The organism is uncultured Eudoraea sp., assembly GCF_947258925.1.
Lineage (GTDB): Bacteria > Bacteroidota > Bacteroidia > Flavobacteriales > Flavobacteriaceae > Eudoraea.
Window position 1 is genome coordinate 1 of the sequence record NZ_CAMYKG010000050.1, and the last position, 12459, is coordinate 12459.

At 41.1% G+C, this 12459-nt stretch carries 12 protein-coding genes and 1 pseudogene; 3 read left to right on the top strand and 10 right to left on the bottom strand.

Annotated features, from left to right (window positions below):
• The 3 genes and pseudogenes from Q0X77_RS14205 to Q0X77_RS14215 all read left to right on the top strand — a co-directional run.
• A pseudogene (locus tag Q0X77_RS14205) lies at positions 1-280 on the top strand (carbohydrate esterase); the annotation flags it as partial.
• 3 nt (positions 281-283) lie between these two features.
• Positions 284-1690: a M17 family metallopeptidase gene (locus tag Q0X77_RS14210; protein ID WP_297798440.1), complete on the top strand. Its 1407-nt coding sequence runs from the start codon at positions 284-286 to the stop codon at positions 1688-1690.
• 5 nt (positions 1691-1695) lie between these two features.
• Positions 1696-2898: an ATPase gene (locus Q0X77_RS14215; protein ID WP_297798442.1), complete on the top strand. Its 1203-nt coding sequence runs from the start codon at positions 1696-1698 to the stop codon at positions 2896-2898.
• A 4-nt stretch (positions 2899-2902) separates the two neighbouring features.
• On the opposite strand, the gene Q0X77_RS14220 is transcribed toward Q0X77_RS14215, so the two are convergent.
• From Q0X77_RS14220 to Q0X77_RS14260, 10 genes are all read right to left on the bottom strand, one after another.
• Positions 2903-4099 (bottom strand): hypothetical protein, encoded by a 1197-nt coding sequence (locus Q0X77_RS14220; protein WP_297798444.1) that lies wholly within the window; start codon positions 4097-4099, stop codon positions 2903-2905.
• A 6-nt stretch (positions 4100-4105) separates the two neighbouring features.
• Complete coding sequence (locus Q0X77_RS14225) at positions 4106-4924, bottom strand: GMP synthase (protein WP_297798446.1); 819 nt, start codon at positions 4922-4924, stop codon at positions 4106-4108.
• Between the two features lie 13 nt (positions 4925-4937).
• Entirely contained in the window at positions 4938-5114 is a 177-nt protein-coding gene (locus Q0X77_RS15410) for a hypothetical protein (protein ID WP_366939239.1), read from the bottom strand.
• Complete coding sequence (locus Q0X77_RS14230) at positions 5086-5997, bottom strand: carboxylate-amine ligase (protein ID WP_366939240.1); 912 nt, start codon at positions 5995-5997, stop codon at positions 5086-5088. Before Q0X77_RS14230 ends, Q0X77_RS15410 begins: the two co-directional genes overlap by 29 nt.
• A 48-nt stretch (positions 5998-6045) precedes the next feature.
• A complete protein-coding gene (locus Q0X77_RS14235) occupies positions 6046-7008 on the bottom strand; it encodes a hypothetical protein (protein ID WP_297798448.1) in 963 nt (320 codons plus the stop codon).
• Between the two features lie 18 nt (positions 7009-7026).
• Positions 7027-7731, bottom strand: a complete 705-nt coding sequence (locus Q0X77_RS14240) for an alpha/beta fold hydrolase (RefSeq protein ID WP_297798450.1) — start codon at positions 7729-7731, stop codon at positions 7027-7029.
• A 294-nt stretch (positions 7732-8025) separates the two neighbouring features.
• Positions 8026-9342 carry an agmatine/peptidylarginine deiminase gene (locus Q0X77_RS14245; RefSeq protein WP_297798452.1) on the bottom strand — a complete coding sequence of 439 codons (1317 nt, stop codon included), beginning with the start codon at positions 9340-9342 and terminating at the stop codon, positions 8026-8028.
• The gene (locus Q0X77_RS14250) at positions 9342-10391 is read right to left on the bottom strand and encodes a proline iminopeptidase-family hydrolase (RefSeq protein ID WP_297798454.1); all 1050 of its coding nucleotides are present in this window, start codon (positions 10389-10391) and stop codon (positions 9342-9344) included. The genes Q0X77_RS14245 and Q0X77_RS14250 overlap by 1 nt, the downstream gene beginning before the upstream one ends.
• A 39-nt stretch (positions 10392-10430) precedes the next feature.
• A complete protein-coding gene (locus Q0X77_RS14255; RefSeq protein ID WP_297798456.1) occupies positions 10431-10802 on the bottom strand; it encodes a VOC family protein in 372 nt (123 codons plus the stop codon).
• A gap of 157 nt (positions 10803-10959) precedes the next feature.
• Positions 10960-12252, bottom strand: a complete 1293-nt coding sequence (locus tag Q0X77_RS14260; RefSeq protein WP_297798470.1) for a saccharopine dehydrogenase C-terminal domain-containing protein — start codon at positions 12250-12252, stop codon at positions 10960-10962.
• Between the last annotated feature and the right edge of the window lie 207 nt (positions 12253-12459).

The following is a 12459-nucleotide window of genomic DNA, read 5'->3' on the forward strand; positions in this document are numbered from 1 at the left end:
GATCTTTTCACCCAGCCTCTGGATATCCAAAATGATCTTTGATCATACCAGATCATTTGAGCCTCTCGAAAAAACTAAGATTTATCTATACGCAGGAGGTAAAGAAAGTAAAGAACATTTACCCAATGTACAAAAACTGGAGGCCATCATCCGAAAGAAAATGGTAGATGGGCATGCCTTTGATTTTCATTTTTCCGTAAATGAAGATGGTAATCATGCAGAGGTATACTGGAGAGAAGAATTTCCACTGGCCGTGAAATGGCTTTTTTTTAAATCATAAAACATGAAATATATATCTATAGAGCAGCTTGATCCCGATAAAGATATTATTCTGCCTTGCCGCAAAAATCAATTAGATATGCTGAAAGAGTTTCTGGCTAATGTGTCTCCCGACTTCGAAGGTGAACATGCTACCTTCCAGACTTTTTACGGGAAGGGTGGAAACAGGATTTACGCCCTGGGGATTGGTGAGGAAAAGGATGCAGTAAAGATCGATAAGGCTTTCCAGAAGTTATGTTTCGATACTAAAAAGTTCTGGAAGGCCGACATCCAGTTACACGCTGCAGCTATGAATGATGAGGAACTGCAGAAAGCTATTATAGGTCTTGAAATGGGGACTTACCAGATCGGAAGTTTCAAAACGGAACAAAAAGCCGACACAGAAACGGAAGTTCAGGTTATTGGCAACAGGGATATTACCAGGGTTATTAGTGAAGGGGCCATTATAGGAACTACCATTAACCGAATCAAATCTCTTATAGATGCCCCGGCGAATCATAAAACACCGGAATATCTTGGTCAATGGGCTAAAGAATCCGCAGGGCGGAACAAGTATAAATGTACGCTCCTCGGGAAAAGTGAACTGAAAGAACAAGGTTTCGATGCAGTTCTTGCGGTGGGCCGTGGAAGTGAGAACCCTCCTGTGGTGATAGTCACCGAATATATTGCCAAACCAGGTGAGGGGATCGATATAGGTCTGGTTGGGAAAGGGATTACTTTTGACACCGGCGGGTTATCTATAAAACCATCCCAAAACCTGCACTATATGAAAAGTGACATGGGAGGTGCCGCGGTTGTCCTGGGTGTAGTAGAACTTGTAGCCCGGATGAACCTGAACATAAATATAGTGGGGGTAGTAGCGTCGGCAGAGAATGCCGTTGATTCAAAAAGCTACAGACCCGGAGATGTCATAAACTCATATTCAAAAAAGAGTATAGAAATTATTGACACTGATGCGGAAGGGCGCCTGGTGCTGGCCGATGGTCTGAGTTATATAATTAAGCAATTTCAACCGTTTCAGGTAATAGACCTGGCCACCCTAACCGGAAGCGTTGTACGTACCCTGGCTTATTCTGCTGCCGGGATGTTTACTAATGACAATGAAATGGCGGCTAAAATGTCGGAAATTGGAAACCGGGTAAACGAACGTGTATGGCAATTACCCCTTTTTGAAGAGTTTGAAACGGATCTGCAGTCAGATATAGCAGACCTTCGGAATTTCAGCGGGAAGCCCATTGCCGGAGCCATTACAGCTGCTAAATTTCTGCAGGCGTTTACAAATGATCATAAACACTGGATGCACCTCGATATAGCCGGGGTGGCTTTTGGGGATTCCCATTATGCCAAGATGAAAAGCAGCACAGGCTTTGGAGTTCAACTCATTTTCGAGTATATTAAAACTTCAATTTAGATATAATGTCGGGACCAACACTTAATTTTCTCTGTATCTCCACTTTTTTTAAAGGAGTAGATTTCCTGAAAAGCTGTAAAGCGGAAGGAAATAATGTTTACCTGTTAACCCTAAAAAGGCTTGACAGGGAAGACTGGCCCTGGGAGTCTGTAGACGATGTATTTTATGTTGAGCAGTGGAATGATACAGATGTACAAAAAGGGGTTGCCTATAAGTTTCGGTCAATCAAGTTCGATCGTTTTGTGGCTTTGGACGACTTTGATGTAGAGCGTGTGGCCGCATTAAGGGAACACTTCCGGATGCCGGGTATGGGCAGTACAACTGCACGTCATTTCCGGGATAAACTGGCCATGCGGTTTAAAGCCAGGGATGAAGGTATAAATGTGCCGCAATTCACTGCGCTTTTTAATGATTCGGATATAAATTATTTTACAAGTACCGTAAATCCGCCATGGTTGTTAAAACCGCGATCTGAAGCTTCTGCAGCGGGGATAAAGAAATTACACAATAATAACGAACTATGGGAAAAGGTCCATGCACTCGGTGATGAAAGAGACAATTACCTGGTAGAAAAATTTGCGCCGGGGAATGTCTACCACGTAGATGGGCTTCAAATAGATGGAGAGGTTATTTTTTCCAGAGTGAGTAAATACCTCGATACGCCTTTTGATGTTGCGCATGGCGGTGGAGTTTTCCGATCTGCGAGCTGTGAAGCAGGAACTGAGCCCCAACAGGGCCTGGCAAAGATGAATGCACAGGTTATGAAAGCTTTTGGATTGAAGTATGGAGCCTTTCACTCAGAGTTTATTGAGTCTAAGGAGACAGGAGCGCTTTTCTTTCTCGAAACCTCCTCCAGAGTTGGAGGTGCCAATCTTGCTGAAATGGTTGAATTTGCATCCGGTGTCAATTTGTGGAAAGAATGGGCAAGAGTTGAAACAGCAACGCTTAGGAAAACAGTTTATAAATTGCCAAAAATTATCAATAAGTATGCGGGGATTGTGGTGTCATTAAGCCGCTTTGAACATCCTGACACCAGCGGATTCAATGATCCTGAAATTGTATGGAGAATGAATAAACCCTGGCATATTGGCCTTATAGTAGTGTCTGAAAACAGTGAACGCGTTTTGGAGTTATTGGACAACTATACGCAGCGGATAGCTCAGGATTTTCATGCCAGCTCACCCGCTCCGGACAAACTTCATGAATGAAAGTTTAAATCTCAAAGAAGCCGGCACTGCTACCTACCCAATTCTTGTCCTTATTGTACCTTACTCCAACCATTTCACCCTTGCTTAAACGTACCAGGTTGCTAATGATCTGCATTGAATTGGTTTTACTGCTTCGAATCAACATTATTCGTATCTCACATTTAGCAGGAACATCCAGGGTCTCTATAATAGGGTGATATTCGACTTTCTCCTGAAGCATATAATTTGACTTATTGGGCAGCGCATCAATGATTTCTTTCGTTACATTGATTTGAACCCCGGTTCCGGCAAAGGAATATAGCGGTTTCAGCACATAATTTTGAAGGTCTTCGGGCAGTACTTCCAACTTATCGAGCAAGTACGATTTTGGAACATAATCACCTTTTAAAAAGGGCATCAAATACTTACTTATCCGGAAGAACCAGTTCGGATGGCCAATCCACTCTACATCCACCTCATCCACAAAATGAAATTCCCTTTTAAGCTCCGGTCGCTGGTATAGTTCATCAAAAATAACCCGGTTGTAAATTTTTTCTATTTTTACCTCCTTACCATCCTCATCAAGGTAGAAAAGGGTTTTACCACGCTTTTTCAGTTTTGTTAAGCACAGGGTTTTGACCCCAAGCCTGATTTCTGTCGCCTTAAAGTCGATCGCGGTGGCCTGCTTTTCGGGCTCTACTTCCAGTATTACCACACGCTTTGGATCTGTATCTCCAATAATTTCCGAACGCAGGACTTCCAGGAATTCTGCATGGGTGATGCTGTTGGGGTGAATGGAAAACCCTTCCGGAATATCAAAATGCCTCCTGTAAGTTCTCGCCAATGCTTCCTGGTAATAAAAAAGAGATGGAAATCCCTGAAGCTCAATTAGTTTAGGGGTAAGTTCTCCCTGCTCATCCAGACAGATACCAAAATCAAGTTGAATAAATTTAGGGTGATCATCTTCGTTTGGAACAATAATTTCATCATTATAAAAGGCACCCTGGGTCAGCTCCTTAAAATCTGGCCGGTTTATTACTTTCAAAATATCGGCTGTAGCCTCGAACAAACGCTGACGCAACTTATGGGGTATAAAGATCGGTGTTTCTGCAACTTTGAAGCCGGGCAATGTTCCAAAACGTTGTTTCAGGTCATTGATTAAAGCCTGGTACTTTTCTTCAGTGAATTCTTCAATGTACGCCTTTCGATATTCTTTTATCATGGAGATCTAATAGATTAGTTGCCGGGAAACATTTTCCAGGGCGTTTGCAATAAATTTTGGAAGAATCACGGCATGGGTTTTCTCGATCTTATCGGGATCATCCATGTGCTCCATCATATCATCGTATTTTTCTTCTCCAAAATTTTTAATCACAATTTGTTTATTCTTTTCCTTAGAAAAATGGATTTTCATTCCTACAGGTTCTGCTTCCGGGTGGAATTGTGTGCCCACGAATTCATCTGAAAAGCGAACTGCCATGATGGCACGTTCAAGTTCCACATTGGTACGTATTTTTTCGAGACTAAGGATGGTCGCTCCATGTTCCTTAAAGACTTTCAACCTTGGTTGTACCAATTGCCAGTCTCGGGAATCAACAGCATAAAAAGGATCGTCCAGGCCTTCCAGTAAAGGATCTTTTAACCCTGCCTTGGTCTTGTGAACCGGAAGGATACCGAAGGAAGTACTTTTCCTAATTTTAATAGTCCCCAGCTCAAAATAATTACAAACCAGTTGAAAAGAATAGCAAATAAAGAAAAAGTATTTCTTTTGATGTGCTGAGGTCTTGTTGAAGTCAAAAATATTTTGAACCAATTCCAGATAAGGCTCACGCCATGGGCCTTCCTCCAATGGACTTCCGGGTCCGCCACTTGAAATATAAATATCAAATGAAGAGTCCGGCAGCTCATTCTTACCGCGCACATCAAAAACTTCGAAGGTACTAAGGTTTTCAAAAGATTTTACAATCTCGACAATAAGGCCCAGCCCCTGATTTGGGACATTTGCATTCATATCCAAAACTGCTATTTTCCTTTTGGATTTCTCCATTTTACATATTTTTTTAAGTTCCCAGTAAAGTTTGCTCGGTGATATAGTCTACTACCTTTATGAGATCTTTGGTCTCTTCATAAACTGCTAATTGCCTATCTGCACCGGTCCCCCGTTTCATCATTTCCCTTACATTTTCAACTTCTTTCCGCGATCCAAGGTCATCTACTACGTCGTCTATGAATTTCACATTCTTTACCAAAATCAATCATTTTTCCATCCAGGCCGTAACGGCCGGCACGCCATTTATTTTCATTGATTAGCGCTCTGTGATAGAGGATAAAATTAAGGTTTTGTGACTTCAGCTTATGCAATTTGGCCACCAATGCCTGTATTACAGCGGTTATGGTTATGGTCTCCTCTATGGTCAAGGGCACATCACAGATTCTAACCTCCAGGGTTGGAAAGAATGGGTGTATCCTGATATCCCACCAGATCTTCTTGGGATTGTCAATACATTTCGTTTTCACTAATAAATTTACATAGCTCTCATACTCACTTAAACTATTAAAGACACCCGGAATACCTGTTCTTGGAAATTTATCGAACACTTTAGACCGATATGATTTGAAACCTGTGTTCCTGCCTTCCCAAAAAGGGGAATTGGTGGAAAGAGCATATAAATGCGGCAAAAAGTAACGCATAGAATTAGTAAGATGGAGTGCCAGTGCCTTATCTGCAATACCCACATGCACATGCAAGCCAAAGATAAGGTTAGACCTGGCGGTATCCTGCAATTCCAATATTATCTCATCATATCTTGGATTTGGTGTAATGAGCTGTTTTTCCCACTCAGAGAATGGATGGGTCCCCGCCGCACCAATTTTAAAGCCCAGTCCGTTAGCGATATCGGATATGGACCGTCTCAGAAACGTAAGTTCAGCATGTGCCTCCTTAATATCTTTACAAATATTGGTCCCCACTTCAACCACAGCCTGGTGCATTTCTGCCTTTACCTGTTCACTCAGTTGTTTTTCAGCCTCCAGGACAATCTGCTGATCGTGAGAAATTAATTCCCTGCTTTCCGGGTCAATGACCTGATATTCTTCTTCAATCCCTAGTGTAAATTCCATATCCGCTTGGGTATTTTATATTCATCTTAAAAAATTCACAGCGATCTCTTACTTAAGAGGGGTTTTTTTTCCGGTGATCTGGTCTTTTACAAAAGTTCCCCAGGTAAGATTCATCTTGCCTTTTTCATAGGCTTGCGCCTTTTCAATGGCCATATTGGCCGCGTTCTCCACAATCCAGTCGAAGTTGGCCTGCCCCACAGAATTAATGTCTGCATCGGGTGCCGGGTTACAAAAATCAATGGCATATGGAATACCATCCCGAACCGCAAATTCTACCGTATTAAAGTCGTAACCAAGAGCCTTGCATAGGCGAATGCAATATTTTTTAACAGTATCCAGAATTGCCGGATCTACTTCGGGACCGTCAATTACATAACGCAAATGATGTGGATTCCGTGGTTCATACTGCATGATATGTACATTGTCTGTACCCAATACATAACAACGGAAATATTCCTTGAATTGAATTTCTTCCTGAAGCATCATGACTAACTGACCTGTTTCGGCATGTTTTGCCCAGAGGTCTTCAGGATTATCAACCCGGTAAACACTCTTCCAGCCTCCACCGGAATGAGGTTTCATATAGGCAGGAAAACCGATAGATTCAAACATTTTATCCCAGTTCATTGGTAACTTCAGGTTACGAAAGGAGTTTTCATCCGTATCATCAGGACGAAATGAAGACGGTAATATAACCGTTTTTGGTACCGGAACCCCTACATTTACTGCCAGTGCATTATTAAAGAATTTTTCATCTGCACTCCACCAAAATGGGTTGTTGATCACCGCAGTCCCTGTAATGGCTGCATTCTTTAGATAGGCTCTGTAAAAGGGAACATCCTGCGAAATCCTGTCAATAATGACCGCATATTCTGTGGGTTTAGCCTGCTCTACGATATCTATACTCACCGCCTCGGCAGTAATATCCTTAACCCCTTTTTCATTTACCCTTTGAATAAACGCCTGTGGAAAGGAGTTTTCCTTACCGAATAAGATTCCTATTTTTTTCATAATACTGATTTTAAATACTTATAATTTTGAAAGGTATTCCGGAAACATCTGTTTCCAGATTGGCCAGTCATGCTCTGCCCACTTGCGCTCATCCCACCAAAACGGGATGTTCTTTTCACCAAGGATACGAGCCAGGTGCTTGTTTGCATCCAGGCAGATATCCCACTCGCCGACACCTAGTACGATCTTCATATTCCAAAGGTCCGGATGGTTAGAACCGGGCAGGTAATCTACCGGATTATTGAAAAACACATTGTCGTCATAATATCCGTCCATAAATGATTTGATATCGAAGGAGCCACTCATACTGAACATATGGCTCACTTTCTCAGGATGTCTAAAAGCGAAGTTTGCCGCCTGGAACCCTCCAAAACTTGGCCCTGCAACTGCGACTTTAGGAATACCTTTCTGGTGGCAGATAGCGCCCACAATTTCATCAAGGATAAACTTATCATACCAAATATGGTTTTTAACACGCTCCGCCGGATGGATACCCTTATTGTACCAACTAAGTTCGTTTACACTGTCCGGACAATAAATTTGAACAATGCCCTGCTCCAGAAACCACCTGGCAGATTCTATCAGTCCAAAATCCTTACACTCGTAATATCGCCCGGAAGTGGTAGGAAAAAGAATAACAGGATAGCCAGCGTGGCCAAAAACCAACATTTCAATTTCCCTGCTTAAAGTTGGGGAATACCATTTAGAATATTCTTCTTTCAATTAGTTTGATTTAATTTAAAAACGCCTGAGGCGACAAGATACTTTTTTTCGGTTAAATCATACATGTTTATGGCCAAAAAGCGACTGCCGCAAGCTACTTTGCTCCGTTTCTCCCAGGAATGCAAAGTTTAAGGTAAAGTTCTAATGACAACCAGAACCAGTCCGATTAGAAAGATCATTTTTATCTCTAAAGTAATGCCCGAATGTCTCCTGAAAATTTCGCTGCGGAACAAGGCAATATGTTCAGCATCTGTTCTATTGGCCAATCCTATTTCAATTCTTTGTATTTCTTTTTTAGTTTCCGTTCAATACGGGTTGATGCATGCTTATACAATGCAAACCACCTCCCCCTAAATTAACAGCTAAGGCATCTATCATGACTACTTTTCTATTTGGAAACACACTTTCTAAGATCATTTTGGTTTCCTCGTCTTTTCTTTGGATTTCATCAGGCATACCTTTTCGCCAATACTTTTGGCCCACAATAACCTCTGTAGTTATAATAAAATTCAGATAACTGGCAGCTGCTGCTACAGTTATAACTTCCCCATTCGGAAACTGGCTTCCATCTTGATAATCAAGGGTTTGGATATAATCATATACATAGTCTCCGGGCTGCATAGTAGAAAGAATAGTTGGAGGTAAAGGCATTCTTATTATGTTAAAGGGGTTGCCATCCTGATCAGTGCTCATTGAAAGGATTTTAAAGTTTTCTTCCATGCGCCTATGATTCTCCCCGGCAATCGGATCTTGCATGTCAGTGCTGTCCACACTTGCTAAAAGGACGGTTGAATCATTTACAAAACGGGCAAATTCATCTACATGCCCATTGGTAGTTACTACCGTATATGCCTTAGAATTATCTGCAGTGGTTAAGGGTCCAAGAAAAGTATGACTGTCTTCCAATAACCCATGTTGAAGCCAAATCACCTTTTTAACTCCAAGCAACCTTTGATATTCAGCTTCCATAGCCGCTTTGGTCATAGTGGGGTTTCTTCCCTGTTCCACAGTTTCGGAAACCAGTAAGGTCCCTTTACCATTTAATTCACGGTTTCCTCCTTCGCTTATCATAGCGCTGGAAATAAGGGGAAGATTTAGGATTTCAGCAACCCTTTCGTCAAATTTTTCTTCTGTTTTAGCCGCAAAATCTAAAGTGTCTGCATATCCCCATGAATTGAAGTTAAAATCGGCAATGGCATGGTTTCCGTTTTTCAGTTCAACAAAGGATGGCCCCATATCCCTCGCCCAGATTTCCATAGACGGGATTACTTTAAAAATCAGGTTCTCTGAAGCAGGATATTTTTCATTCAAGATGCTTTTGGCTTTTTCAAGAACTTTATCATCAGCACAACTGATAACTATTTTCAGGTCGCTCACCAGTGCTTCAATAATTGCTAGTGTTACTTCTTCTACAGATTCCCCTGATTTATGATCCGTAGTTGGCCAAATTAACCAAAGCGCATCAATTTCCTCAAATTCACCCATTTGCCTTGTAACCTTTAAAAGATTTTTGTTTTTATCGGGATGGGAATTACAGCCTGAAAATAAAAGGGTAAGCGCTAAGACCAGAGCGGGATATATTATATGTATAGCTTTATAATGATTCGGCATTATTTCGCCTTTTCCTGATCTACCTTTTTAATAAATTCGATCAAACCTTTAAAATAGGTTTCGGCATCATCATACATAGCTAAATGACTACCATTTGGACAATGCAAATAGCGGCCGTTCTGAACTTCTGAAGCTATCCATTCCATGTGCTTTGGATCCATGGTATCATAAGCACCACCAATAGTTAAGGTTGGAACTGTAATCTTTGAAAGTTCTGCTTTAATATCCCAGTTTTTTAGTTTGGCATCTCCTACAACCCCAAATTCACTGGGGCCTTGCATGGTAACATACAAGTCTGAATTTAGATTTGCAAAAGCCCGGTTTACGGGATCTGGCCATTCTTCCAGTGGCATACGCAATACATGTTCGGGATAATAGTTAGTATAGATCAATTCCGAATATCTTGGGTTTGCATAATCTCCTTTTGCTTCCAGATCTCTGATTTCCTTCAATACTTCCGGTTGCAATTGCGGGCCAAGAACATCATTGGCATAGGCAACATAATCCGGGATTGAAGCCATCATATTAGACACGATAAGGCCCTTCAGATTTTGTTGGTATTTTAAAGCATATTCCATACATAAGATGCCTCCCCAGGAACTTCCCAGGAGATAAAAATTATCGGAATTTAACCCCAGGGCTTTACGCACTTGTTCCACCTCATCCACATACCTTTCTACACTCCATAAGGTACTATCATTGGGTTGGTCACTGTAGGAAGATTCCAGCTGGTCATAATAGTAATATTCAATTTCAGCATTGGGGAAATACGAATCACATACTTCAAAATATTCATGAGTTGCACCTGGCCCGCCATGGAGCAGAAGTACCTTCATCCTGGGGTTATTACCAACCCTTTTTGTCCAGACTTTAAATTCACCTGCTGAGGTTTGAACCGGAATCATTTTTACCCCTCCACTTAATTTATCATCACGATCAGAATAATCCAGGTAACTGCTTTTCTCAACACTGGTGTTTTGCTTTTCCTCTTTATTTGTGCAGCTTTGGAGGATTAGAAATACGGATAAAATTAAGACGATTTTTTGCATTGGTTTTAGGATTAGGATTATTATTAAGAATCTTTACTTTTATACATGTTGATCAATAAGGATGGTATTTCCATCGGGGTCAATCAAGACAAAACTACCAGGCCCGCTTGTACTCTCATCAGCTTCACTTTCCAACTTCATCCCCTTTTGTTTTAACGTCTGCTGAATTTCTCTGACATCATCAAAATTTGTAAGTGTATTGGCATCCGTGTCCCAGCCAGGGTTAAAAGTAAGGATATTGCTTTCAAACATCCCCTGAAAGAGCCCAACGAGGGAATTTTCATTCTTCATTATCAAATAATTTTTCTCAATCTCTCCTGCAAATACTTCAAACCCCAAATTTTCATAAAATGCTTTGGATACATTAATATCCTTAACACTAAGACTAATAGAAAATGCCCCTAATTTCATATGGTTCCTTTTTTGTTAATGGTATATTCAAATATAAATTTATTTTATCCAGGAGCTTTATCAAGGCCGTTAAAGTAATTCTCCATGGGGATAAAATAGTGCTCTAACCAACCTTTTTTGTACCGGCATCAACAGCAATAACCTGCTACCAAACCCTTTATTCATAATGCGAACGCTCAATCTTGCTATCGTACGAGGTGTAAGCAATGCCCAGTTCCTCAAGTTCATTCAATACCGGGTCATAAACTTCTGCAGTCCATGGAAACAACACCCCACGACTTTTAATTTCTCCGTTAAGGATTAACTTCGCACCAATAGCTGCAGGTAATCCAACGGTACGGGAGATAGCGGTATGCCAATGGTCTAAGCCCTTTGTTGCCAGGTAGGATAGGTGTTCATATAATTGGCCTTCGACTTTGTATTCTATCCTCTCATAAAAAACGAGCATATCCGTATCGTCCTGATTAAATTTAAGCTTATCAAGTAATAAATCCAATAGGATCTCCGCTGGAGTTCCATTTACTCTTTTTATTGGTCTTTCAGACAAGAGTTCTGTCCATAGCAATTGTTCATGAAGTTTACCACCCCTTTCCAAATGTAAGGTGTCTGCCAGTTTATTTTCAAGACTTGCGTCACCATCATCAGGCAGATATGCTGCTACCCACTGCCGGTAAGTCATGTTTTCACTGCCTTCAATTTGATAGTTATCGGCCGTTAGCCCTAATTGAATAAACAAATTCCATCCTTCACAGAATCCCGGATAACGTAAAGTTGCCCTTATTAAAGTTGGGATATTATCGAGCTTATACTTCTTTCTATACACTACGGAATCACGATTTTCGTATGCCTCAAACTCCTCGAAACCAGGGACCCCAATAATTTTTGGATTGGTAAACAATTTGTGATAGGGCCTGCAACGCAAAGCACCATTTTTGTAATAAGAAGCTCCTGCACTGCCGGCCAGGATTACGTTCATTGGGCTCCAGGTAAACTTGTAGCCCCAGGGGTTATCATTGCTCTCGGGGGCAACCAAACTACCGCAATAGGATTCAAATGCCAATAACTCCCCTCCCTTTTTCCTGATTTTATCTATGGAACGCATACCGTTCATATGGTCAATCCCCGGATCAGCCCCCAATTCATTTAGAAATGTGAGTCCTTTTTCTCTTGCTTCTTCATGCATATCAATCATCTCCTGACTGGCATATGAAGCAGTTACCACATGCGCATTATACTGAAGTGCAATTTTTGCGGCAGCAGCATGCATTCCGGGGGGCAACAAAGAGATTACAATGTCTGCATCCTTAATATAACGCTCCATAATGGTATCATCATAGCAATCAAAGTATACAACCGTAATAAACCAGTTGTATTCTTCAGCATGCTTAAGCATATAGGAAATCAGATCGGTCGCCGACATTCCTGCACCACAGATTAGCACATTTTTCATATAAATAGCAATAAAATATAATGTTGGAATCAGGGATTAAAACCAAACTGAAGCAGTGTATCCCTGAGTTCCTAAATCCAAAATAAATATACGGTTCTCTAAGCTATGAAACAGGATATTAGCCTTCTTTATTGGTATTGTTGCTAATGTCTGGACATTTATTTAACCATGTCACAGGCGTGATGTGATATAGCCGTTGTTCCACAA